The sequence below is a fragment of the Salinisphaera shabanensis E1L3A genome, assembly GCF_000215955.2.
In the GTDB taxonomy this organism is placed as follows: domain Bacteria; phylum Pseudomonadota; class Gammaproteobacteria; order Nevskiales; family Salinisphaeraceae; genus Salinisphaera; species Salinisphaera shabanensis.
On sequence record NZ_AFNV02000008.1, the window covers coordinates 56,846 to 80,314 of the forward strand.

Annotated in this window: 22 protein-coding genes; 21 read left to right on the forward strand and 1 reads right to left on the reverse strand. The window is 62.6% G+C overall.

What is annotated here, in order from left to right:
- Positions 1–243: 243 nt before the first annotated feature.
- From SSPSH_RS06455 to SSPSH_RS06470, 4 genes are all read left to right on the forward strand, one after another.
- Entirely contained in the window at positions 244–1,176 is a 933-nt protein-coding gene (locus SSPSH_RS06455; protein WP_006912867.1) for an ABC transporter substrate-binding protein, read from the forward strand.
- A 58-nt stretch (positions 1,177–1,234) separates the two neighbouring features.
- Positions 1,235–2,326: an ABC transporter substrate-binding protein gene (locus SSPSH_RS06460; RefSeq protein ID WP_244263495.1), complete on the forward strand. Its 1,092-nt coding sequence runs from the start codon at positions 1,235–1,237 to the stop codon at positions 2,324–2,326.
- A gap of 122 nt (positions 2,327–2,448) precedes the next feature.
- Positions 2,449–3,474, forward strand: coding sequence for an aromatic ring-hydroxylating dioxygenase subunit alpha (locus SSPSH_RS06465; protein WP_006912869.1), 1,026 nt, complete (start codon positions 2,449–2,451; stop codon positions 3,472–3,474).
- Between the two features lie 112 nt (positions 3,475–3,586).
- On the forward strand, positions 3,587–4,936 hold the full coding sequence (locus SSPSH_RS06470) for an 8-oxoguanine deaminase (RefSeq protein WP_006912870.1): 1,350 nt from the start codon (positions 3,587–3,589) through the stop codon (positions 4,934–4,936).
- 42 nt (positions 4,937–4,978) lie between these two features.
- Here the strand turns inward: SSPSH_RS06470 and atzD are convergent, their stop codons facing one another.
- A complete protein-coding gene (gene atzD / locus SSPSH_RS06475) occupies positions 4,979–6,058 on the reverse strand; it encodes a cyanuric acid amidohydrolase (RefSeq protein WP_006912871.1) in 1,080 nt (359 codons plus the stop codon).
- A 388-nt stretch (positions 6,059–6,446) separates the two neighbouring features.
- On the opposite strand from atzD, the gene uraD reads away from it, so the two are divergent.
- The 17 genes from uraD (at position 6,447) to SSPSH_RS06560 (ending at position 23,443) form a co-directional block, all read left to right on the forward strand.
- Positions 6,447–6,944 (forward strand): 2-oxo-4-hydroxy-4-carboxy-5-ureidoimidazoline decarboxylase, encoded by a 498-nt coding sequence (gene uraD, locus SSPSH_RS06480; RefSeq protein WP_161627811.1) that lies wholly within the window; start codon positions 6,447–6,449, stop codon positions 6,942–6,944.
- The gene (pucL, locus tag SSPSH_RS06485) at positions 6,941–7,870 is read left to right on the forward strand and encodes a factor-independent urate hydroxylase (protein WP_006912873.1); all 930 of its coding nucleotides are present in this window, start codon (positions 6,941–6,943) and stop codon (positions 7,868–7,870) included. The genes uraD and pucL overlap by 4 nt, the downstream gene beginning before the upstream one ends.
- Positions 7,871–7,873: 3 nt before the next feature.
- The gene (uraH, locus tag SSPSH_RS06490) at positions 7,874–8,221 is read left to right on the forward strand and encodes a hydroxyisourate hydrolase (protein ID WP_006912874.1); all 348 of its coding nucleotides are present in this window, start codon (positions 7,874–7,876) and stop codon (positions 8,219–8,221) included.
- A 96-nt stretch (positions 8,222–8,317) separates the two neighbouring features.
- Positions 8,318–8,743 (forward strand): allophanate hydrolase-related protein, encoded by a 426-nt coding sequence (locus SSPSH_RS06495; protein ID WP_006912875.1) that lies wholly within the window; start codon positions 8,318–8,320, stop codon positions 8,741–8,743.
- Positions 8,740–10,173 carry an FAD binding domain-containing protein gene (locus SSPSH_RS06500; RefSeq protein ID WP_006912876.1) on the forward strand — a complete coding sequence of 478 codons (1,434 nt, stop codon included), beginning with the start codon at positions 8,740–8,742 and terminating at the stop codon, positions 10,171–10,173. Before SSPSH_RS06495 ends, SSPSH_RS06500 begins: the two co-directional genes overlap by 4 nt.
- On the forward strand, positions 10,170–12,482 hold the full coding sequence (locus tag SSPSH_RS06505) for a molybdopterin cofactor-binding domain-containing protein (protein WP_006912877.1): 2,313 nt from the start codon (positions 10,170–10,172) through the stop codon (positions 12,480–12,482). The genes SSPSH_RS06500 and SSPSH_RS06505 overlap by 4 nt, the downstream gene beginning before the upstream one ends.
- 3 nt (positions 12,483–12,485) lie before the next feature.
- The gene (locus SSPSH_RS06510; RefSeq protein WP_006912878.1) at positions 12,486–13,454 is read left to right on the forward strand and encodes an XdhC family protein; all 969 of its coding nucleotides are present in this window, start codon (positions 12,486–12,488) and stop codon (positions 13,452–13,454) included.
- On the forward strand, positions 13,454–13,894 hold the full coding sequence (locus SSPSH_RS06515) for an NUDIX hydrolase (protein WP_006912879.1): 441 nt from the start codon (positions 13,454–13,456) through the stop codon (positions 13,892–13,894). Before SSPSH_RS06510 ends, SSPSH_RS06515 begins: the two co-directional genes overlap by 1 nt.
- A gap of 164 nt (positions 13,895–14,058) precedes the next feature.
- The gene (biuH, locus tag SSPSH_RS06520) at positions 14,059–14,754 is read left to right on the forward strand and encodes a biuret amidohydrolase (protein ID WP_006912880.1); all 696 of its coding nucleotides are present in this window, start codon (positions 14,059–14,061) and stop codon (positions 14,752–14,754) included.
- Positions 14,755–14,785: 31 nt separating this feature from the next.
- Positions 14,786–16,411 (forward strand): gamma-glutamyltransferase family protein, encoded by a 1,626-nt coding sequence (locus tag SSPSH_RS06525; RefSeq protein ID WP_006912881.1) that lies wholly within the window; start codon positions 14,786–14,788, stop codon positions 16,409–16,411.
- Between the two features lie 233 nt (positions 16,412–16,644).
- Positions 16,645–17,442, forward strand: coding sequence for a cysteine hydrolase family protein (locus SSPSH_RS06530; RefSeq protein WP_006912882.1), 798 nt, complete (start codon positions 16,645–16,647; stop codon positions 17,440–17,442).
- Positions 17,439–17,870, forward strand: coding sequence for a cupin domain-containing protein (locus SSPSH_RS06535; protein ID WP_006912883.1), 432 nt, complete (start codon positions 17,439–17,441; stop codon positions 17,868–17,870). The genes SSPSH_RS06530 and SSPSH_RS06535 overlap by 4 nt, the downstream gene beginning before the upstream one ends.
- Positions 17,824–19,500 (forward strand): CocE/NonD family hydrolase, encoded by a 1,677-nt coding sequence (locus SSPSH_RS06540; RefSeq protein WP_021031512.1) that lies wholly within the window; start codon positions 17,824–17,826, stop codon positions 19,498–19,500. The genes SSPSH_RS06535 and SSPSH_RS06540 overlap by 47 nt, the downstream gene beginning before the upstream one ends.
- A gap of 59 nt (positions 19,501–19,559) precedes the next feature.
- Positions 19,560–20,393 carry an ABC transporter ATP-binding protein gene (locus tag SSPSH_RS06545; RefSeq protein ID WP_006912885.1) on the forward strand — a complete coding sequence of 278 codons (834 nt, stop codon included), beginning with the start codon at positions 19,560–19,562 and terminating at the stop codon, positions 20,391–20,393.
- 23 nt (positions 20,394–20,416) lie between these two features.
- On the forward strand, positions 20,417–21,220 hold the full coding sequence (locus SSPSH_RS06550; RefSeq protein WP_006912886.1) for an ABC transporter permease: 804 nt from the start codon (positions 20,417–20,419) through the stop codon (positions 21,218–21,220).
- Positions 21,221–21,266: 46 nt separating this feature from the next.
- The gene (locus SSPSH_RS06555; RefSeq protein ID WP_006912887.1) at positions 21,267–22,637 is read left to right on the forward strand and encodes an FAD-binding oxidoreductase; all 1,371 of its coding nucleotides are present in this window, start codon (positions 21,267–21,269) and stop codon (positions 22,635–22,637) included.
- The gene (locus SSPSH_RS06560; RefSeq protein ID WP_006912888.1) at positions 22,634–23,443 is read left to right on the forward strand and encodes a creatininase family protein; all 810 of its coding nucleotides are present in this window, start codon (positions 22,634–22,636) and stop codon (positions 23,441–23,443) included. The genes SSPSH_RS06555 and SSPSH_RS06560 overlap by 4 nt, the downstream gene beginning before the upstream one ends.
- Positions 23,444–23,469 lie beyond the last annotated feature (26 nt).

Genomic DNA, 23,469 nt, shown 5'->3' on the forward strand with positions numbered 1-23,469 from the left:
AGCCGTTGCATTAGGTGTCGCCATGTATACAACGTTGCGCATTGGCAGGGCTCTACATTGATCACTCGCAATAACTCTGGTCCGTTTTCGGTCATCATGTGCGGTCACAGCCTGGCAACTGCACTGTGTCTGTGCGTGCTCATATTGGTCGGGTGTGGCCCATCTTCTGATGAGGCCACAGCTGATACGAGCCCCTCAGCTGGCACGAACGCGGCAGAACATGCCGATCAAGCTTCCAGTGGCGTGGCATCGAAGAAAATCCGCCTCACCACGAATTGGTATGCGCAGGCCGAACACGGCGGTTTCTACCAAGCGGTCGCCGCCGGTATTTATGCCGATCATGGCCTTGATGTCTCGATCGACATGGGCGGGCCGCAGGTCAACAACCTGCAGCTCCTGCTCGCTGGCAAAACCGATTTCGTGGTGGGGTTCGGTATCCGGGCGATCAATTCGCTCAACGAGGATCTGCCGGTGGTTACGGTCGCCGCTTATTTTCAGAAAGACCCGCAGGCGATTCTGGCCCATCCCGACATCGAGTCGTTGGCCGATCTCAAGGGCAAACCGATTGCGGTGGCGGCCAGTGCCGATACGACGTATTGGCCTTGGCTGGAAGAAAAATACGGGTTTACGGGCGGTCAGAAACAGCCCTACCAGTTTAGCGTCGCGCCTTTCATCGCCAATCCCGATCTATCGCAGCAAGGCTATGTGACCTCCGAGCCTTATGCGGTCCAGCAGGCAGCGGATTTCGAGCCAGAAATTTTCTTGTTCGCAGATTACGGCTATCCCGCTTACTCCACCACCATCACGACCACGCGCGACATGGTCGAGAATCACCCGGATGTGGTGCAACGCTTCGTGGCGGCTTCGATTGAAGGCTGGCAATCGTTTCTCGATGACCCAGCACAGGCCAAGAAACTGATTCAGGAAGAAAATGCTGATATGGGCGACGGCCAATTCGACTTTGGCGTCGACAAGATCAGGGAATACGAGCTAGTCACCGGGGGTGACGCCGTCGAACAGGGCATCGGGATCATGACCGACGCACGCTGGCAACAGACGTTCAACTTCATGCGCGAAGCCGGCATGGTCGACGCCGACGTCGATTACAAGAAGGCCTACACGCTGAAGTTCGTGCAGCAGGCACACGCCGATGCCAATCCGGACGCCCCGCAATAAAACCGTCCATGAAAACGGGCCCACAGGGATTCATAGCGACATGCAGAACACTTCACCCATGAAAACTAAATCCGCTGCCTTTTCGAATCGATGCGTCCTGCGTCTTATCGTCATGGCGCTGCTGCTGACGTTGCTGGCCGGTTGCGGCGAGTCGTCAGATACCCAATCGGACGATCGCAATGCCAACTCGTCGCAAAGTGCGTCGGCCGAAAAAGACAAACCACTCGACAAGGTAACCTTCACCACCAGCTGGTATGCCCAGGCCGAGCACGGCGGCTACTACCAGGCCGTTGCCGACGGGACTTACGAAAAATACGGGTTGGACGTGACGGTCGATATGGGTGGGCCGCAGGTCAACAATCTGCAGCTGCTGCTCGCGGGGAAGGCCGATTTCATCATGGGCTATGGCGTGCGCGCGCTGAAGTCCGCCGGCGATGGTCTGCCAGCGGTCGTCGTCGGCGCCATCTTTCAGAAGGATCCGCAGGCGTTGCTCGCGCATCCGGATATCAAGACCTTGGCTGATCTCAAGGGCCATCCCATTGCGGTGTCGTCCTATGCGGATACGACGTTCTGGCCATGGCTACAGTCGAAATACGGCTATACCGGCGATCAGAAACAACCATATTCGTTTAGCGTGGCCCCGTTCATCAACAACCCGGAGCTGGCCCAGCAGGCTTATGTCACATCCGAGCCGTTCGCCGTGCAACAGCAGGCCGATTTTGAGCCGACCATTCTCTTGTTTGCCGACAACGGTTATCCGCCCTACGGCAACACGATTACCACCACCCGCGAAATGGTCGAAGAAAACCCGGATGTCGTGCAGCGTTTCGTGACCGCCACGATCGTGGGCTGGCAGCACTATTTGGATGATCCGACCGAGGGCAACAAGCACATCCAGCAGGCCAATGCCGATATGAGCGACGAACAGATTGCCTTCGGTATCGACAAGATGAAGGAATACGGTCTTATTACCGGCGGCGACACGGGCAATCCCGGCATCGGCACGATGACTGACGAGCGCTGGAAACAGACCTTCGATTTCATGACCAACGTGGGCATGGTGCCCGCCGATACCGATTACAAACAGGTCTACACGCTCGATTTCGTCAACAAGGCACAAGAGATGCTCGGCAACGACGAGCCCGACTGAAGCATGAGGCCGGCGCGCGGCACACCCGCGCCGGCCCGCGTCGCGAAGCGCAGATTCCGGCTTCGCGCAAAAACCCATCGCGTCCGGCACAGCGCGTATCCAAGCTCAAGAGGACCATCGAGATGCTTGTGACTCAACAACCGGTATTGCGCCGTTTCTGGTATCCCGTCATGCCGCTCGGCGAACTCGACGACGGCCCGAAACCCTTCACGCTGCTCGGCGAAAATATTGTGCTCTGGAAGAACACGTCCGACGAGCCGGTCGCGCTGGCCGATCGCTGCTGCCATCGCCATGCCCAGCTGTCCCGGGGCTGGGTCGATGGCGACCAGATCGTATGCGGCTACCATGGCTGGTGTTACGACGCGACCGGCGCCTGCGTGAAGATTCCGCAAACGCCTGACCGGCCGGCCCGTGGCAAGGTCGCGGCCTACCACTGCCAGGCCCGCTACGACTATGCCTGGGTCTGTCTAGACGAACCGCTCTTCGACATCCCTGAGTTCGAAGAGGCCGAACGCGAAGGCTATCGCATGTTCCACGAGTTCTACGAACCCTGGTCTTGTGCCGGGCTGCGCATCATGGAGAACTCGTTCGACAACGCACATTTTTCTTTCGTGCACCAGAACACGTTCGGCAAGGCCGAGGACCCGGTGCCGGCCAAGCTGGCCATCGACGAGGTCGTCGACGGTTTCCATATGCACGCCATCGCGCCGGTCAAGAACCCGGAAGCACAAAAGAAGGCGCTGAACATGGACAGCGACGAAACCGAGCGCGATATGCGCAGCCGCTGGTACCTGCCGTTCGGCCGCAAGCTCCAGATCACGTATCCCAACGGGGTGGTGCACGCCATCGTGACCTGGGCGACGCCAATCGACGATGCCACCTCGCAGATCTGTCAGTTCGTCTATCGCAGCGACAGCGAAGCCGACTCGCCGGCTGCCGGGATCATCGCCTTCGATCGTGAAGTCACCGGCGAGGACAAGTTCATCCTCGAGTCGACCAACTACGATGTACCCCTCGACACCGCCAGCGGTGAGGAGCTGCATATGCCCTCGGACAAGCCAGGGCTGGTCATGCGCCAGCAGCTCAAACGTCTGCTGGAGGCGCACGGCGAACCGGAAGCTCGGCTTAGGTCGTCTGCCGTTGCCTGAGTTGCCACGCTAGACCCAAGCGCCGGCCGTCGTCGTTCGTTGCTGCGAGCGGCGGCCGTTTTGCGTCATTTCATTATCGCATCGCCTGCGCGGTGCGCATTCAAGGAAAGTCATGTCGATCTGGATCAAGAATCCGTTATCCATTCTGGCCGAGAACGCAGGCGGCGGTATCGTTGTCGATGGCGCGCGTATAGTCGAACTCGTACCCAGCGGCCAGACGCCGCAGGCTCATGTAGACAGTGTCTACGACGCCGGTGAACACGTTGTGATTCCCGGAATGATTAATACCCATCACCATTTCTTCCAAACGCTCACACGGGCCTTTCCGCCGGCGCTGAACAAGGAGCTCTATCCGTGGCTGGGCTCGCTGTTCCCTTTCTGGAAGCACTTGACGCCGGAAATGATGCGTCTGGCTGTACGGGTCGCCATGGCCGAACTGTTGCTATCGGGTTGTACGACGGTGATGGATCATCACTACCTCTATCCGAAGGGGCTGGATGACAAGGCCGTGGATATCGAGGCCGAGGAAGCTCGTGCACTGGGTTTACGCGCAGTGCTCACGCGCGGCTCGATGGATCAGGCCGGTCGCCCAGGTGATGTGCAACCCGAAAGCGTGGTCCAACCGACTGAACATATCCTGCTCGAGTCCGAGCGGATACTGAACACCTATCACGAGACCGGCGACGGCGCGATGCTGCAGATCGCGCTCGCCCCCTGCACGCTGCTGTCCTGTACCCAGGAACTTATGCGTGAAAGCGCGCGCCTGGCCCGCCGCCACGGTGCGCTATTGCATACCCATATGGCCGAGACCACCGGCGAGGTCGATTACTGCGTCGAGCACTACGGCTGCCGCTCGGCCGACTATATGGAAGACGTCGAATGGTTGGCCAACGACGTCTGGCTGGGCCACGGCATCCATTTCGACGATCACGAAATAGCCAAGCTGGGTAAGGCAGGTGTGGGCATTGCCCATTGTCCGAGTTCGAACATGATTCTGGCGTCGGGCACCTGTCGCGCCACCGACCTGGAGCGCGCTGGCTGCTCGATCGGCCTCGGCGTGGACGGCTCTGCCTCGAACGATTGCTCGAACCTGATGCAGGAGGTGCGTCAGGCGTTTTTCCTGCAACGTCTGGCCACCGACGCTCAGACCGTGACCCATGCCGATGCCCTACGCTGGGCCACGCTCGGCTCGGCGAAATGCCTGGGTCGTGCCAATGACCTGGGTTCGATCGAAGTCGGCAAACAGGCCGACCTGGCCCTGTTCAAGCTCGACGAACTGCGTTTCTCCGGCCACGGCGATCCGCTGGCCGCGATCGTGCTGTGCGGTGCACACCGTGCGGATCGCGTGATGGTGGCGGGGCGTTGGGTGGTAGAAGACGGCGCGATTCCGGGTATGGATATCGGCCATCTCATCCACGACCACACTGCGGCGGCCAAGGTGTTACAGACAGCCATCGCATAACGCTCGCCGCGGACGCTGCATGCAGCCTCGGCTTGCCGAGGTCTAGCCGCGCGAGAGGATGGCCGCGATGACCCCGCCGCCGCTCGGGCCCTGATGCTCGGCGCCACCGGAGACATACACCGTCGGGTCGCCGGCCAGGGCCGCAATCACACCGCCCACCACTGCGCGTGCGTGACGGGTGTGATTGATATCCGAGTCGTTGATCATCGTATGCCGGCGACCGCGGATTTCGCCCGATGGGTCGGCTTCGGCTTTTGCGAACAGCTGAACGACGCGATCCCCGGGCGCATCGGCGGCCAGTGCCTGTCGTACCGCCTCGGCATCGATTGCGTCCTGCATGACCGCATGGCGGGCATACAGATCGCCGCTCGCGGAAAGCGTGTTGCCAATGACGATTACCTCGCAATAGTCGAGTTCGCTGCCGGCCGAGGCAGAAGCCACCGCGCTGAAGCAGTTCATGTCCTCGAGGACGGTTTCGTCCTGCGCCCGTTCGGCTTCGATCTCGCCGAGCGCGACTGCCACGCCGAGCGCACTGGCGCCGCGAGAATAGCCCATCGATTTGTAGGTATCCGTGGTTGCCACTGCGTGACCGGTCGTCTGGGCTTCACGGATTTTCTGGCTGGTTAGCAACGGGCATTTGACCTGCACGTAGTGCACATCATCGGGGTCGTCGATACCCGCCTGCTGCAGCGCCTGCGCCGTGGCAGTGGCCACGGCCTGGATCTGGGCACGTCGGCCGATGTCGTGTGCTGCCAGCTCGGGCGTTCGTGCGACGCCGACGGCGAGTGCCTGGGTGTCCACGGCGCTGGGTTGCGCACTCCGCTCGCGGCAAATGACGGTGAGGTGTGGGCTGATAACCCCTTCGGTACCGCCGGACATAACCATTGCGATGCGTCGCGCTGCATCGCTGCCGATATGCGATGCAAACAGATTCTGCAGGCGCTCCGTGGCATAGCCGCGGGTGAAATCGTTGACGCAGCCGTTGCCTTCGGTTTTGCCGAACACCGCGACAACGGTCGCGGGATCGAGGGCGTTGGATTCGATGAGTTGAACCAGGCCGCGGGTGTCAGCGGGAGAATCGGTCGCTATACGGTGGACAGTGGTCCGGGTTGATGTCGTCATGGCGTGAATAACTCCAGAGTCATTTAAATGGGCGAGCACGGAGGTCGTTGTATGCAACGGCTAGGCCACCATAGTAGAAGCGACCTCGCAGACGTGCGCTGTATGGCGGCGGCCACAACCAGTGCGCCATGTTCGAGCAGAGGGAGGGTCAATTGCCCGTATCGAGTGCAACGATCTATCGTCTAAGCATTTCGTTGGTGCGCCCGGGCTCGTCTGTTGCCTATAGCTGCCGGACCCATGGCGTGGCATGAGTGGCACAGAAGATGCTACGAGCCTGAGATGCAATGTTGTATGCATCTAGGGTAGTCACATTGGCTCTCATATATACCGGCAGCTTCGTTCGCCTGCGATTGAAAGGTCAGCCTCGGTGAGGTGGACACTCGACCGGTTGAACCGATTAGGGGCATCCGAATTCGAGGCTGCCCTTGGCGATATCTACGAAAACTCGCCGTGGGTCGCCCACGCAGGCGCCGAGGCGCGGCCTTTCAGCACGTTGTCCGCACTGCATGCGGCCTTGGCCGCACAGGTTGATGGAGCTGACGAGGCTGCACGACTGGCCTTGATTCGTGCGCATCCGTCATTGAACGCCGGGGCGTTTCGGGCAGCCCCGCTGAGCGCGGACTCGGGGCGTGAGCAAGCCGGCGCTGGCCTCGACTCGCTGGACGATCACCAGGCCGAGGTCTTGGCCCGGCTCAACCAGGCGTACGAAGATAAGTTCGATATGCCATTCGTCATGGCGGTGAAAGGCCATGGCGCGACTTCGATCGTGGCCCATATTGAAGCGCGCCTGAACCACACGTTCGCACAGGAAAAAGCCGCCGCTGTGGCTGAAATTCACCGTATCGCGTACTTGCGTCTGTGCGACAGGATAGAGGATTCACTTTGAATATTACCCATATCGAATACGGCAAATGTGCCGTCACGATGTATCGCAGCTACGCTGCGCCGTTGACCGGTATCACCCCGATTCCCGAGTCCGGTTTTACTGGTCGTGCCAACCGCTTGTTCGCGGTGGACGTCGAGGTCCATGTGCTCGGTGACCATTTCGAAGCCGCTTATACCAAGGGCGACAATCAGGCGGTCGTGGCCACCGACACGATGAAGAACTTCATCCTCAAGCAGGGGCTGGCGTTCGAAGGCGCGACGATCGAGGGATTGCTGCATTTCCTGGCCACGCGGTTTCTCGATACCTATGCCGATATGGCGGGTATGAAGATCCTCGGGCGTGAGCAGCCGTTCATGGCCGCCCAGGTGCCCGATAGCCAGGGTGGGCTAGAGGCGTCCGATCGGCTTTTTTCGCGCAGTCGCGACGACTTCGGCTATGCCGAAATGACCGTGATGCGAGGCGCGCAGGCACACGAAATCACCGCGCAACGCAGCGGCCGTTTGGGTATGCAGTTGATCAAGCTCACGGGCAGCTCATTCATGAATTTCCCGCGTGACGAACACACCACGCTGCCAGAGCGTCGCGACCGACCGCTGTTCATCTATCTCGACGTTTACTGGCGTTACCGACAGGCCGCGAATGCGGTGGCCAGCGACCATCGTGACTATGTCGATGCGCAGCAGCTGCGAGATCTGCTGCAGGTCGTGTTCCACGAGTTCAACAGTCTGTCGATTCAGCATCTCGTGCATGCAATGGGCGAGCGTATCTTCGCGCGCTATCCACAGCTGGGCGAGTTGCACTTCGAGGCGCAGAATCGCCTTTGGGATACCGCTTTCGAGGCCGACGACGGTCACGCCAAGACCTACTGCGACCCCCGGCCACCGTATGGGCATATCATGTTGACCGTCACACCTGACGACGGCTGAACCATGGGGGCGCTGACCACACACGTACTCGATACCACCCGCGGCGGCCCGGCTGCCGGCCTGCGCGTCGAGCTCTGGCGACTGGGCGACGACGTCGCGGCTGCGCCGTTGGCCGATTTCGTCACCAATGACGACGGGCGGGCGCACGGGCCGTTGTGCGAAGGCGAAGCCTTCATCGCAGGCAGCTACGAGCTGATTTTTCATGTCGGCGCCTATTTCGCCGACAGCGGCGCCACCAGGGTATTTCTGGATCGCGTGCCCGTGCGCTTCACGGTGGACCGGCCCGACGAGCACTATCACGTGCCGTTGCTCGTATCGCCGTTTGCCTACAGCAGCTACCGGGGCAGTTGAGATGCGGCCTCTGTGGCGCCGCGCCAGCCGGCGAGTGGCATCGATCTCGCTCGCCCACAGCTACGCCGTTTTTCTTGAGACCCATACCGAGAGCTTATGGTGACTGCTAAGACCACCGCGTTTTTTATTTGTGGCTCGGCGCTATCGGGCCAGCCGGACCATCACACGCTGGGCGAAGCGCGCTTCGTCAAGGCCGTACGCACCGCCGCGCTGTATCGTTTGTACGATGCCAACGATGGCTGGCATCCGGCGATTCGGCCGGCCCAGGCCGGCGAGACGGGCATTGCGATTCCCGGCGAGGTTTACGCGCTGAGTGAGGCCCAGCTCGTCGCACTGCTGGCCAGCGAGCCGCCCGATCTGGTGCGTTCGAGCGTCGCGCTCGACAACGGCGAGACGATCACCGCCATGCTGTGCCCGCAGGCCACGATAGACGAAAAAGGCTGGCCCGATATCTCCCATTACGACGGTTGGGCTGCGTACAAGGCCGCGCCGCACAACGATGCTGGCGACACGATGCCATGAGCGTTGGGATCGAGTTTCTGCTCAACGCGCACGTCGAACATGCGCACGCCGGCCCGACGTTGGCGCTGCTGGATTATCTGCGCGACCGGCGTCGGATTGTGGGTATCAAGGAAGGCTGCCACGAGGGCGACTGCGGCGCCTGTGCCGTGTTGTTGGGTCGCCCGGGTGCCGATGGCGTGTGGGTTTATCGTAGCGTGACCGCCTGTCTCGTACCCCTGGCCGATGTGGCCAGCTGCCATGTCATCACCATCGAAGGGCTCAACCGCGCCGATGGGGCAATGACGGCGATCCAGCGCGCGATCGTGGATGGTTACGGTTCGCAGTGTGGTTACTGCACGCCGGGCATCGTCGTCTCGTTCACCGAACTGGCCTTGAGTGCACAGCGCATGCCGACACGTGACGATATCCGCCGTGCACTCGGTGGCCATCTGTGTCGTTGTACCGGCTACGGCGGCTTGCTGCGCGCGGGCGATTTGATCGCCGAAGCGCTGGGTGCGCTGTCGCTGCCGGCCAATCGATCGGCGTTGGTTGCCGCCGATCTTTTGCCGGCGTGGTTCGATACCATTGATACGTTGCGCGAGGGGCTCGATCCGGCGCCGGCTCTTGTGTCCGAGGGGGTGCCGCTGGCCGGGAGCACCGATATCTATACCCGCGGTCCGGCCCAGGCCGCAGCGCCCGAGCGATTGCGTTTGTTATCGCGTGAGCCTGTGCTGCATGGCATTCAAGACACGGGTGACGGCCTGCGTATAGGCGCGATGACGACAACACGCGAGCTCATGGAGTCGCCGGCGATGGCCGCCATTGTGCCGACGGTTGCCAGCGATCTGTTGCCGGTCGCTGCACAGACCATTCGTAATCGTTCCACGCTCGGCGGCAACATAGTGACCGGTGCGCACAACGCCGATCTGGCCACGATTATGCTGGGCCTCGACGCCACGCTGGAGATCGTGGGCTCGGCCGGTCGTCGCGAGCTCGCGCTGGCCGATTTCTATCGCGATGCCACGCAGGTGGATTTGGCGGCCGACGAAATAGTGGCGGCGCTACATCTGCGCCGCGACCCCGGGCGCCGGGTGAACTTCGAGCGGGTCTCCAAGCGCAGCCATCACGACAAGGCGATCGTGAATACGTTCATGGCCTGTCGTGTTGTCGCGGGCCGTATTGAGTACGTGCGTCTGGCGGCCGCCGGTATTGGCGCGCGGCCACAACGGCTGCGCAACGTCGAAGCCTGGCTCGAAAAACGAACGATCGATCAAGACACGCTCGGTGGGGCGCTCGATCGCCTCGGCGTGGATATCGCCCCGGTCGACGACTATCAAGGCAGTGCGCGCTACAAGCGGCTGCTGTTGCGCCAGCTGGTGCTGGCGCATTTCTTAGTGCTGTTCGGCGATGCGGTGGATATGGAAGCGCTGACGCCGGAGGTGGCCTCGTGAGCCGTCATTTGGACGCCGAATTTCATGTGCGTGGCACCTCGCGCTATGTCGACGATCATCCGCGCCCGGAGAATATGCTGCATCTGGCGGTGTTCGGCTCGCCGGTCGCCCACGGCCGGATTCGGTCGATCGATACCCGCGCAGCGCAGGCCGCGGACAACGTCGTGGCGGTTTTTACTGCCGACGATATTCCAGGCGACCCCTGGCATGGGCCTGTGGTTCAGGATGAAGCGCTGCTGGCGGTCGGCGAGGTCCGTTATATCGGCCAGCCCATCGTCTTGATCGCGGCCACCGATACCGCCAGCGCCCGCCGAGCCGCCGCGCTTGTCACGGTGGATATCGAAGCCCGCGAGATCGTCACCGATCCGCGCGTGGCGCATGCACGCGGCGACCTGTTCGGCGTGGAGCGTACCTTCGCTCAGGGCGATGTCGATGCCGTCTGGGCCGCCTGCGCCACGGTCGTCGAGGGCACGGCTGAACTGGCCGGCCAGGAACACGTGTATATGGAAACCCAGCGCGCCCGGGCCTATCCGCGCGAGGACGGCGGCGCCCAGGTCATGGCGTCGACGCAGGGCCCTACGATGGTGCAGAAGTGTGTCGCTCGCGCCCTGGGTGTGGCGCTGCATCGGGTGGAAATCGATGTGGTGCGGTTGGGCGGTGGGTTCGGTGGCAAGGAAGACAACGCCAACTCGATCGCCAGCCTCGCGGCGGTCGCGGCCCGCTTGACGGGCCGGCCGACCGAGCTGGTGCTCGATCGGGCCACCGATATGCGCATCACGGGCAAGCGTCATCCCTATTCCTCGGATTATCGGCTGGGTTTGTCGGCAGACGGCGATATCCTGGCCTTCGAGGCCCGCCACTATCAGAACTCGGGCGGTTATACCGAACTGTCGCCTGCGGTGCTCGAGCGCACGTTATTTACCAGCTGCAATACGTATCGCATCCCGAACTTTCGCGTGCACGCGGCCTGTTGCCGTACGAATATCGTGCCCAATACTGCGTTTCGCGGTTTTGGGGCGGCACAGGGGCTGTGGGTCATCGAGTGCGCGATTCACCATGCGGCCGAACGGCTGGGCATCGCGCCGGAGACACTCAAGCGACGCAATCTCGTGCACGACGGCGACTGGTTTCCCTACGGCCAACAGGTCAGCCACGAGCATGCGCATCTTTGCTGGGAAGCGGCCGACATGCAGTTCGACCTGGCCGGCATACGTACGGATATCGAGGCTTTCAATGCCGACAATCGCTTGGTCAAGAAAGGTATGGCAGTGCTGCCGATCTGCCACGGCGTGTCGTTCACCAAGATTCCGCTCAACCAAGGCCAGGCGCTGGTACATATCTATCAGGACGGCAGCGTGACGCTGTCCAGCGGCGGCATCGAAATGGGGCAGGGCCTGTCGACCAAGCTGGCGGCGATCGCCGCGCGTGCATTCGGGCTGCCGGTCGAGCGCATTACGGTGCAATCCACGAATACGCTGCGTACGGCGAACATGGGCCCGTCCGCGGCCAGCGCGACGACCGATCTCAATGGCAACGCGGTGCTGGTGGCCGCACAAAAGATTCGTGATCGTTTGCTCGCGTTCGCGGCCGATCGGCTCGGCGTGGCCGTCGATACGCTAGATATCGTCGATGCCCGTGTCACGCAAGACGGCACTGATGCCGCCTGGGCTTGGGATGATCTCGTCGCCCAGGCGTTTCTCAACCGCATCAATCTATCGGATCATGGTTTCTACGCCACGCCCGGTATCGCCTTTGACCCGTCCGTGGAGAAGGGCCAGGCCTTTGCGTACCACGTATACGGCACGGCGGTGTTCGAGGTCGAAGTCGATTGTCTGCGCGGCACCTATAGGATCGAACGTGTCTCGGTCGCCCACGATATGGGGCGGCCGCTCAACGAGGCCGTCGATATCGGCCAGATCGAGGGCGGTTTGTTGCAGGGCATCGGCTGGATGACCTGCGAAGACCTGCGCTTCGATCGCGAAACCGGGGCGTGCACGACCGCGACCCATGCCAGTTACAAGGTGCCGGGTGTCTACCTCGTGCCCGACGATATCCGTATCCATCTGCTCGAGGACCCGGGTAACAGCATTGGCCCGTATTCCTCGAAGGCCGTGGGCGAGCCGCCATTTCTGTATGCGCCCGGCGTGTATTTTGCGCTGCGCGAGGCGATCCGTGCCTTCAACTCCGATGCCGAACTTGGCTTCGATGCGCCGATGACCCCGGAAAAGACGCTTATGCAGCTCTATTCGGGCCGAATCGATGCGCTGCTCGGCGACACGCCCGTGCCCCAAGCACGCACACGCACCTAGCCGATGAGCGTGCCCGCGTTCTGGCCGACGGTGGTCGAGCGTCTGGCGGCAGGGCGCGCGGTTTTCGTGGCCCTGGTGGTCGCCAATACCCGCGGCTCGCCCGGCACCCGCGGCGCCCGTCTCATGCGCGACGATAGCGGCAAGACTGTGGGCACGATCGGCGGCGGCATCATGGAGCGTGATCTGTTGGAGCGCAGTCGTCGCACCCTGGCCGATCGCGGCCCGGTGGCGGTGCTGCAAAGACGGGTGCATCGAAAAAATGCAGGTGACGACGCCTCGGGGCTGATCTGTGCCGGTGAGCAGACCAATCTATTGCTCTATCTGGATCCGGCGCGCGACGTCGCAGCTATTGCCGCGCATGCCCAAGCGCAGGCAGTCGACTCGCCCGGCACGTTGCTCGTGCAGTCGTGCGGCGTGCGCTTCGTCGATACGCTCGATGGCCACGAGGGGCTGCAACAAGGGCATGGCGCCGATTGGTGTTATCGCGAGCACAGCCCGGCGGCTCAACGGCTGGCGATCGTCGGCGCCGGTCATTGTGGTCTGGCTGTAGCGCGGCTGGCGCGTGATGTCGGCTATGACGTCACGCTGTTCGATCATCGTGCCGAGCGTATAACGGCAATCGAGGGCATACGTGGTGAATATGTGGCCGATTACAGGGACGTCGCTGCACGGTTACGGCATGCGCCGATGACCGTCGTGCGTGTCATGACGTCGTCGATACGCTCGGATATCGCCGCCCTGGGACCGCTGGCCGCGATCGGGACCCGCAGTCTGGGCGTAATGGGCAGCCGCCAGAAGATTCAGGCAATTCGCACAACGCTAATCGAGCAGGGCGCCGATGCCGATGGGGTTGCCCGTATTGCGGGTCCGATCGGGCTGCCGATCAAGAGCGATACGCCCGCCGAGATCGCGGTCAGCGTGGTCGGCGAACTGCTGGCCCACGCAAAAGACACGGCCGGGCAGAGCGCCTGATGAAAGAAACCGCAGGCCAGCCCGGCGCCGAGGTTCGCTGGCTCACGGTCGCTGCACTGTGTCTGTTCGATGGCCGAGGTCATTTGCTGTTGGTGCGCAAGCGTGACACGTGGGCGTTCATGCTGCCAGGCGGCAAGATCGAGCGCGGCGAAACGCCGCGGGCTGCGGCCTGTCGTGAAGCGCGTGAGGAGACCGGCTGTCTCATCGAGCCGTCGGCTTGCCGGACATTGGGTGTATTCGAATGTGTGGCCGCCAACGAAGCCGACACACGTATCGTTGCCCACGTGTTCGAACATCGTTCGGCCCTGGTGACGCCGCCCGCCGCCCATGCCGAAATCGCCGAATTGCACTGGTTATCATGGGCGGACACGACGACCACGTTGCCGCTAGCCCCCTTGTTGGATGTGGCTGTGTTGCCGGCGCTTCGGCGCGGCGATTAGCGCGGCGGTGTCATCAGCGGCGGCCGTTTGCGCGACGCCGGTGCCATTCTCGTCGCTGGCATGTCGATTGCATGTATACAACGTTGAATTTTTGATGGTGGCCGTTTGCGATGCGTCGGTAGTGGCGTGCGAGCGGGCGCACGTTTTTGTACCGAGGAGTATCGATGATCGATTTGCCGATAGACGCACAACCGTATCATTGGCCGTTCGATGGCCAGGTGCCCGCCGAGAAGATCGCGGTCATGGTGATCGATATGCAGGTCGATTTCTGTGGCAAGGGCGGCTACGTGGATTCGATGGGCTACGACCTCGCGCTCACCCGCGACTGCGTGGCGCCGATCGGGCGTCTGCTGGACGCTGTGCGCACGACCGACATGATGGTCATTCATACCCGCGAAGGGCATCGGCCGGAACTGGTGGATCTGCCCGCAAACAAGCGTTGGCGCAGCGAGCAGGTATCGCCCGGTATCGGCAACCCCGGCCCTTGCGGTCGTATTCTCACGCGCGGCGAGCCCGGCTGGCAGATCGTGCCCGAGCTGGCACCTGTCGAAGGCGAGATCATTATCGACAAGCCGGGCAAAGGCTCGTTTTATGCCACCGATCTGGAGCATGTGCTGCGCACCCAAGGCATCACCCATATCGTGCTGACCGGCATCACTACCGATGTGTGCGTACACACCACCATGCGTGAAGCCAACGACCGCGGCTTCGAATGCCTTTTGCTCACCGACTGCACGGGCGCGACCGAAATCAAGCATCGCGATGCCGCAATCACCATGATCGGCATGCAGGGCGGCGTGTTCGGGGCGACGACGACCTCCACGACGTTTATCGAGGCGATCGAATCCGCGGGTCGATAACGCGACCGCGTTTTGCCACCCCGGTGTGCCCATGACGATCGATGCGCGCTTTCATGCCTACGGCCGGCGCGGCATGGTGGTTACGCCGGACGCGCGCGCCAGCCAGGCCGGCGCCGACGTGCTGGCCGAAGGCGGCAACGCGCTCGAAGCCAGCGTGGCCGCCGCGGCGGTGCTTGCCGTCGTCTATCCGCATATGAACGGCCTTGGTGGCGACAGTTTCTGGCTCAGCGCAGCGCCGGGCGAGCCACCGGCCGTGATCGATGCCAGTGGCGGGGCCGCCGCGTTGGCGACTCGCGGCTTCTTTGCCGACCATGGCTACGACAGGATTCCGGCACGCGGGCCGCTTGCGGCCAATACCGTGGCGGGCAGCGTGGCCGGCTGGCAGGCCGCGCTCGAACGTGCTGCCGAGTGGGGCGGGACGATGCCGCTGGATCGACTCCTGGCGCCGGCGATCGATTATGCCGAGCGCGGCGCGGTGGTCGCCCCGCATCTGGCCGAAACCAGTGCCCAGGGCTGGAACACATTGGGCGACATCGACGGTTTTGCCGAGCAGTTCGGCGGTGCCGATAGCGGCTTGGATGGCCGGCGCAGCCCACTACAAGCCGAACAGCAGCTCAAGCTGCCGGCGTTGGCGCAAACGTTGAAACGTGTTGTCGAAGCGGGTTGCGACGACTTTTATCGCGGCGATCTGGCGGCGACTATCGCGCGCGATCTGGCGGCCGCCGATAGTCCGTTACGGGCGTCGGATCTGGCCGCCTATCGGGTCCAGTATCCCGAGCCGATCGCGCTGTCTCATGGTGCCGGCCAGCTTTATAACGTCGGTGCGCCGACCCAGGGCGTGGCGTCGTTGATGATTCTCGGCATCACCGACCGGCTCGGCTGGCCCTTCAATACCGACGACGCCGACCTCGTGCATGCCATGGTCGAAGCCACGAAGCGGGCCTTTGCCTGCCGCAACCGGCTGGGCGGCGATCCACGCCATGTGAGCGCAGAGTTCCATCATCTGCTCGACGACGCCACGCTCGACGCGCTGGCTGGCGAAATCGACCGACACCACGCGCTCGCTCCCGACGCTGGGCGCACCGGCGATACGGTATGGGCCGGCGTGATTGATGCCCACGGCAATGCGGTCAGTGCCATTCATAGCGTATTTCAGGATTTCGGCAGTGGCCTCGTGCTGCCGGGCACCGGTATCTGGTGGCATAACCGGGGAGCGGCGTTTTCGCTCGACGCCGCCCACCCGAGCCGCATCGCCTCCGGCGCGCGGCCGCTGCATACGCTCAATCCGGCGATGGCTGATCTTAACGATGGCCGGCGTCTTATTTATGGGGTGATGGGCGGCGACGGCCAGCCGCAGTCGCAATCGGCCATCTTTAACCGCATCGCCGCACAAGGCATGAGCCTCGGTGCTGCCGTCGATGCGCCGCGCTGGCTGCAGGGCCGTCATATGGGCCAAGGCCCGGACAATCTCAAGCTGGAAACGGGATGGTCGCCGTCGACGGCCGCCGAATTGACCCGTCGCGGCCACGACGTTGCCTGGCTGCCCCGTCATAGCGCGGTATTTGGCCAGGCCGGTGCGATCGCCATTGGTAGCGATGGTTTGATCGAAGGGGCGAGCGACGCACGTAGCGATGGCCAGGCGGTTGCACTGACCTAGGGCTGCATCACGGTGCTGCGAGGTATTCGCGGCCGCGTCTGCACCGTTGCGTAGCAAGCCTGTGTCCCCGGTCAGCGCATGAGCGCTCGCGATGTGACCGATACAAGCAGGCCGCGGCGTCGCGACTGGCACGAAGTTGGCAGATGCGTCGAAGTTGGCACACGCCATGCATCGTGATGCATGCAACGTTGTGCGCTATAGGCGCACCGGTTTCGAATCGAGTTCTAGCCACGATGAAGGACACTGACTACAACGCCAGCCTGGGCCATGCGCCGGCGACGGCCTGGCATGTCAACGCGCAGCAGGTGGATATGACCCGTACGCCGCCGCCACCGCGCCGCGTCGCTATCCAGGCCGAGCCGCAGCACATCGTTGTCGATGCGAACAAGACGGCCATCGTCGTCATCGATATGCAAAATGATTTCTGTCACCCCGATGGCTGGCTGGCCCATATCGGTGTCGATGTATCGGGACCACGCCAAGCTATCGAGCCGTTGGCTGATCTGTTGCCGGTGCTGCGTACGGCCGAGGTGCCGGTGGTGTGGGTGAACTGGGGCAACCGGCTCGACCGACGCAACATCAGCGCGGCGTTGCTGCATGTCTATAACCCCGACGGACAGAGCGTGGGTCTGGGCGACGCGGTCCCGGCCAGCGGCGCGCCCGTTCTCGAGCGCGACAGCTGGGGCGCAGCCACGGTCGATGAGCTGGTCGCCGCACCCGGCGATATCCATGTCGACAAGTACCGTATGTCCGGGTTCTGGGATAACGAACTCGACAGCGTGCTCAAGAACGCGGGCATCACCACGCTGCTGTTCGCCGGCGTGAACAGCGATCAATGCGTACTGCACACCCTCGCGGACGCGAATTTTCTGGGCTACGACTGTGTGCTGGTCGACGACTGTGCGACCACCGCATCGCCCGAGTTCTGCCGCGAAGCCACGCGCTACAACGTCAAGCAGATCTTCGGATTCGTTGCCCACAGCGCTGACGTGCGCGCCGGCTTTGCCCAATCTTCTGGAGAGTCCCAATGAACCCTATCGCCCGCAGTCTGGACGATTTCGAAACCTATCGAATCGAGGCCGACGCCACCAACCGGCTCGCCATCATCCACGACCCGAAACGCGACGGCACGAACTTCATCGTGTGTATCGAGATTTTCGACGTGGACGGCCGCCAGCCGCCGAACCTGCACGAGCACGGCGACGAATGGTTCTACGTTTTACACGGCGAAGGCACCTGCACGGTCGATGGCAATCCCTGTGCGCTCAAGAAGGGCGATGCAGTACTCATTCCGAGCGGCGGTGAGCATTTCATCCAGAACACGGGCAGCGAACGGCTGTACATGATGTGTCTGATGGTGCCGGACGACGCATTCGGAGATCTCATCCGCTCGGGCGTGCCGGCCGAGTTGGATGACGAAGACCGTCGTGTTCTCAGCGGGCTCGTTCATGCCGCTTGAGCCGCTATTCGAAGTCGCTGCGGTCAGCGTCGAATCCATGCACACGCGCGATGGCGTGCGCCTGGATGCCGACGTCTATCGGCCGATCACCGACGAGGCGCTGCCGGTGCTACTCATGCGTCAGCCCTATGGCCGACGTATCGCCTCGACCGTGACCTATGCCCATCCGAGCTGGTACGCCGCCCGTGGCTACGTCGTGGTCATCCAGGATGTACGCGGGCGCGGTAGCTCGGCGGGCGCGTTCGATCTATTGGTGCACGAGCGCGACGACGGCGCAGATACGCTCGATTGGGTCGCCAATCTGGCCGGTTCGAACGGCCGGGTTGGCATGTACGGTTTTTCCTATCAGGGGCTGACCCAGCTGCTGGCCGCTGCCAGCGGTCACGAAGCCCTGGCCGCGATCTGCCCCGCTATGGCGCCGTTCGACCTGCGCGCCGATATGGCCTATGACAACGACGTGTTTTGTGCGGCTCGCAATATCGGCTGGGCCGCCCAACTGGGCGCCGAGAGCGCACGTCGTAGTGGCGATGACACGCGCTATCGCGATCTCTATGCTCTTGGCCATGCCACGCCGATCGTGGATTTGATCGATCCGCGCAATACGGCGCTGCGCGAGCGCCTGGCCGGCACCCACTACGACGACTGGCTGAATGCGCCGGCCGACAGCGACTACTGGGCTGCGCGCAGCCCGTCAGCCCAGCTCACATCGCTCGATCAGCCGGCGCTGTTCATCGGCGGGTGGTTCGACGGCTTTCTCGGCGGCACGCTGAAAGCGTATCGAGACCTGCCGGGTGACGCGCCGCGCCAGCTGCACATCGGCCCCTGGGGGCACTTGCCCTGGACACCGCATGTGGGCGATCAGGACATGGGCCGGGCTGCCGACGGCATGGCGATCGATGCCCTGCAGCTGCATTGGTTCGACCGGTTCCTCAAGGATGCAGACAACGGTGTGGAGCAGTTGCCGAACGTGCGTCTGTTCGATCTCGCACGGTGCGACTGGCAGCGCTTCGATGCCTGGCCGGCCGATGCGACCGAAAAACACTATCTGAATACCGATGCCCTGCGGCGGGATGGGGGGCATCTGCATGATCAACCCGGCACCGGCGGCTGCCGGATCGTACACGATCCGTGGCGTCCGGTCAGCGATAGCGGCCATTACGCCTCGAAAACGCCCGGCCCGCGCCAGCGCAACGCCATCGAGGCACAGCCAGACGTGGCCTGCTATGTATCGGAGCCGCTGACCGCCGATCGCATGCTGGCCGGCGATGTGTGCCTGTCGATCGTCGCCGACGCCGATACGCCGTCGTTCGATGTGCACGCGACGCTGGCACGTGTCGATCGCGACGGCGTGTCGCGCAATATCGCCCACGGCGTACGACGCGGGTTTTCAGGCGATACCGGCGAACCGATCGTCATCGATCTGCGAGCCGTGTGTGCCCGCTTTGCGGCCGGCGATCGCCTGGCCGTGTCGCTGGCCGGGGCAGCGTTTCCGGCGCTGGAACTCAACGACGGCCGCGACAGCGGCGCCCAGGGCTGCGCGGATGCCGCAGCGCTGTCGATCATCACGCTCGCCTTCGCCGATGGCGAACACAGCTTTGTATCGCTGCCCTGGGTCGGGGCCGAGGCCTGATGCGGCGTGCCGTTTCTTACCCTCTTTTCAATGCTTTTCCCGTACCGGGAGTCTGACTCATGGATGCCGAAACCCAAACTTCACCCGAGCCGACGGCGCAAGCCCCGGGCGGCCCTGTTCCGGGCGGCAAGCGTCCGGTCGTCGATATCAGTCAGGTCGACAAAGTCTATGGTAACGAAACCAGGGCACTGGACCAGGTCGATCTGACCGTCCGCGAGGGCGATTTCATCAGCCTGCTGGGGCCGTCGGGCTGTGGCAAATCCACGCTGTTGCGCATCGTCGCGGGGCTGTCGAAAGCCACGTCGGGTGAGGTGAAATGGTGGGAACAGGATTACGGCGTGGTCGGCCAGCCCGGGCGCGAGCTGTGCTTCGTGTTCCAGTCACCTACGCTCATGCCCTGGGCGCGCCTGGACAAGAACGTGCGCCTGCCGCTTGATCTCAAGCACGTCAAGAAGTCCGAGAGCATGCCCAAGGTGCGTGACGCATTGACCATGGTGGGCCTGGGGGACTTCGAAGGGGCCTATCCACGTGAGCTGTCGGGCGGCATGCAGATGCGCGCGTCGATTGCCCGGGCGCTGGTTACGGAGCCGAGTCTGTGCCTGATGGACGAGCCGTTCGGCGCCCTCGACGAGATGACCCGAAACCGGCTCAACGACGACATTCTGCGGTTGTGGAAAGAACGCGGCTGGACGGTGATCTTCGTCACCCACAGCGTTTACGAGGCGGTCTATCTATCCAACCGGATCGCGGTGATGGCACCACGCCCGGGACGGATCGCTGAAGAGCTAACCATCGAAGCGCCGTATCCGCGCGGCAATGAGTTTCGCAATTCCGACGAGTACGCCGAGTACTGCCGGCGTGCCTCGCACGCGCTGGAAAAAGTCTCCAGCTGATCGCTCGCCGTGAGGAACATTTTATGAAAGCTCCCTTGGTTCATAACGAACGTTTCGTACAAATCTTCGCGCCGCTGATGGTGGGCGTGTTCGCGCTGGTGTGCTGGCAGGCGGCGGTGGTGGCCTGGGATATCAAGCCCTATGTGCTGCCGTCGCCGCTGGCGGTGGGCGTGTCGCTGATTGAAAACTTCGGCGTGCTGATGCATGCGCTCTATATCACGCTCACGATTACGGTCATCGCGTTTCTGATCGCTGTGGTGTTCGGTTCGGCGCTGGCGTTGTTGTTCGTCCAGAGCAAGTGGATCGAAATCAGTCTGTTTCCCTACGCGATCATCATGCAGGTCACGCCGGTGGTCGCGATCGCGCCGCTCATCATCATCTGGGCCGACGACACCACCACGGCGCTGATTATCTGTGCCGTGATCATTGCTATCTTCCCCATCATCTCGAATACGACAATGGGCCTGCGCAGCGTCGATCCGAACCTGATGAATCTGTTCCGCATGAACCGCGCGAGTCGTTGGCAGATTCTCACGCGTCTGCGTATACCCAGCGCATTGCCGTATTTCTTCGGCGGGCTGCGCATCAGTAGCGGCCTGGCCCTGATCGGCGCGGTAGTGGCCGAGTTCGTCGCCGGCACCGGCGGTGCCAAGGCCGGGCTAGCCTACATGATCCTGCAATCGGGTTACACGCTCCAGATTCCGCGCATGTTCGCCGCACTCTTTCTGATCACGCTGACCGGTATCGCGCTGTTCGCGCTCATGGTCTGGCTGTCGCGCCTGGCGCTGGCTAGCTGGCATGAAAGCTATCTCGAGAACGAGCAATAAGCCGGTAACGCCGATCGATTCGCGAATCCAAACAAAGGCAATCAACATGACACAGGCCGTCGATTTTTCGATCGAGACGTTTTCGTCCGAGCTGGGCGACGTCGAGATCATTTCCAACGAAAAACAGCGCAAGCGTCTGTCCAAGGACTTTTCCTGGTTTTCGCCCGTGCTCAAGGATTTCTTCGAAGGTTATGAGGCGGACGTGGTCGTTAAACCCACGACCGAAGAACAGGTCGCCCAGGTGGTCAAGACCTGCGTTGCCCATAGCGTACCGCTGACGCTGCGCGGTAGCGGCACCGGCAACTATGGGCAGTCCACCCCCATGTTCGGCGGCGTGGTCATGGACATGAGTGCCTACAAGCAGCCGCTATGGCTCAAGGGCGGCGTGGCACGCATGCAGGCGGGCATGCGTCTGGCCGAGGTCAACAAATGGACGGTGCCCGAAGGCTGGGAAATGCGCACCATGTCCTCGACCTTTCGTCTGGCCACAGTGGGCGGCTTCTTCGCCGGCGGTTTCGGCGGTATCGGTTCGATCACCTACGGGCGCCTGGGCGAGCGCGGCAATGTGCTCGGTGCCAAGGTCATGACCGTCGAGGCCGAGCCGCAAGTCATCGAACTGCGCGGCGACGATGCACTGGATCTGCATCATGCCTATGGCACCAACGGCATCCTGCTGGAACTCGAATTCGCCATGGCGCCGGCGCTGGCCTGGGCGGAAGCAATCGTCGTGTTCGACGATTTCATGGACGCGGCCCGTTTCGGTCAGGCATTGGGCGAGGCCGGCGGCGTGGTCAAGAAACTCGACACCGTGCTGGCCGATCCGATTCCACAGATGATCGAACTAGGCGACTATGCCAAGCCCGGCCAGCATGTGGCCCTCGTGATCATCGCCGAGAACGCGCTTCAGCCCATGGCTGAGATCGCGGCCGAGCACAACGGTACGGTCGCCAAGCAGGTGGCTCCGGAAGAGGTAAGCGATTCCAACACCCTGATCGAATACACCTGGAACCACACCACGCTGCGTGCGCTCAAGCAGTACAAGGATGTGACGTATCTGCAAAGCGGTTTTCGCGCGGGCAAGAATCTCGAGCAGATCGAGCATATGTACCAGCACTTCGGCGACGAGGTGCCCATGCATCTGGAATTTCTGAATATCGGCGGGATGATGACCTGCAGCGGGATCCAGATCGTGCGCTATACCACGCGTGAGCGCCTCGACGAGATCATCGCGTATCACGAAGCCCACGACGTGCATATCGCCAACCCGCATACGCATATTCTCGAGGATGGGCACAACAGCGGTGAAGCCGACCCGCGCCAGCTGGCGCGCAAGAAAGCCTACGACCCGAAAGGGCTGCTCAACCCCGGCAAGATGCGCGCCTGGGGCGAAGTCACCGAACTGGATAACGTCGGATGAATCAGTCGAATCTCAATGGCCCGGTGCCGGATCATCGCTTCCTGCCGTTTCTGGACTGGCACAGCGTGCGCGATCTCGAAGACAAAGCGAACACGCCGATAGTATTGCCAGTGGGGGCCACCGAACAGCACGGCCCGCACCTGCCGACCTATGTCGATACCGTGATTCCCAGCGAAGTCGTCGGGCGCGCGCTCGCGCAGCTCGACGATGCGATTCCGGCCTATGCGCTGCCGGCGGTGTGGTGTGGCAAGTCCAACGAGCACAACCGTTTCCCCGGTACCATCGCGCTGCGCGCCGAGACGCTGATCGCGATGCTCACTGATATCGGTGAAAGCCTGTATCGGTCGGGTTTTCGCAAACTCATTTTCGCGAACGGGCACGGCGGCCAACCCCAGGTGCTGGATATCGTTGCGCGTGACCTGCGCGAAAAATATCCGGACTTCATGGTCTTTCCCTGGTTCGTCTGGACGCTTGCACCCGAAGCCCGCGCCGAGCTGCCCGAAAAAGAGCGCGAACTGGGCATGCACGCCGGTACGGCCGAGACCGCGATCATGTGGGCGCTGATCGAGCGCACCGTAAAAATGGACCGGGCTGTCTGCGAGTACCCGCCCGAGACCGTCGGCGGGCTTACGCCCGAGGGTGCGCTGCCCTATGCCTGGCTCGCTCACGACGTATCGGAAAGCGGCGTGGTCGGCGATGCCACGGCCGCGACCCGCGAGAGCGGCGAACGCATGGCCGAGCTGCTCATCGATGCCTGGACGCGGGCGATTGCCACCATCCATGAATTCCGCATGCCGCGCGAATAGCGACAGCGCTCCGGGTTGCTCCCTTG

Coding starts and splice junctions, on each gene's coding strand:
- SSPSH_RS06460 (WP_244263495.1), top strand. CDS start 1,235: ATGAAAACTAAATCCGCTGCCTTTTCGAATCGATGCGTCCTGCGTCTT.
- SSPSH_RS06465 (WP_006912869.1), top strand. CDS start 2,449: ATGCTTGTGACTCAACAACCGGTATTGCGCCGTTTCTGGTATCCCGTC.
- SSPSH_RS06470 (WP_006912870.1), top strand. CDS start 3,587: ATGTCGATCTGGATCAAGAATCCGTTATCCATTCTGGCCGAGAACGCA.
- atzD (WP_006912871.1), bottom strand. CDS start 6,058: ATGACGACATCAACCCGGACCACTGTCCACCGTATAGCGACCGATTCT.
- uraH (WP_006912874.1), top strand. CDS start 7,874: ATGGGGGCGCTGACCACACACGTACTCGATACCACCCGCGGCGGCCCG.
- SSPSH_RS06495 (WP_006912875.1), top strand. CDS start 8,318: ATGGTGACTGCTAAGACCACCGCGTTTTTTATTTGTGGCTCGGCGCTA.
- SSPSH_RS06500 (WP_006912876.1), top strand. CDS start 8,740: ATGAGCGTTGGGATCGAGTTTCTGCTCAACGCGCACGTCGAACATGCG.
- SSPSH_RS06510 (WP_006912878.1), top strand. CDS start 12,486: ATGAGCGTGCCCGCGTTCTGGCCGACGGTGGTCGAGCGTCTGGCGGCA.
- SSPSH_RS06515 (WP_006912879.1), top strand. CDS start 13,454: ATGAAAGAAACCGCAGGCCAGCCCGGCGCCGAGGTTCGCTGGCTCACG.
- biuH (WP_006912880.1), top strand. CDS start 14,059: ATGATCGATTTGCCGATAGACGCACAACCGTATCATTGGCCGTTCGAT.
- SSPSH_RS06525 (WP_006912881.1), top strand. CDS start 14,786: ATGACGATCGATGCGCGCTTTCATGCCTACGGCCGGCGCGGCATGGTG.
- SSPSH_RS06530 (WP_006912882.1), top strand. CDS start 16,645: ATGAAGGACACTGACTACAACGCCAGCCTGGGCCATGCGCCGGCGACG.
- SSPSH_RS06535 (WP_006912883.1), top strand. CDS start 17,439: ATGAACCCTATCGCCCGCAGTCTGGACGATTTCGAAACCTATCGAATC.
- SSPSH_RS06540 (WP_021031512.1), top strand. CDS start 17,824: ATGACGAAGACCGTCGTGTTCTCAGCGGGCTCGTTCATGCCGCTTGAG.
- SSPSH_RS06545 (WP_006912885.1), top strand. CDS start 19,560: ATGGATGCCGAAACCCAAACTTCACCCGAGCCGACGGCGCAAGCCCCG.
- SSPSH_RS06550 (WP_006912886.1), top strand. CDS start 20,417: ATGAAAGCTCCCTTGGTTCATAACGAACGTTTCGTACAAATCTTCGCG.
- SSPSH_RS06555 (WP_006912887.1), top strand. CDS start 21,267: ATGACACAGGCCGTCGATTTTTCGATCGAGACGTTTTCGTCCGAGCTG.
- SSPSH_RS06560 (WP_006912888.1), top strand. CDS start 22,634: ATGAATCAGTCGAATCTCAATGGCCCGGTGCCGGATCATCGCTTCCTG.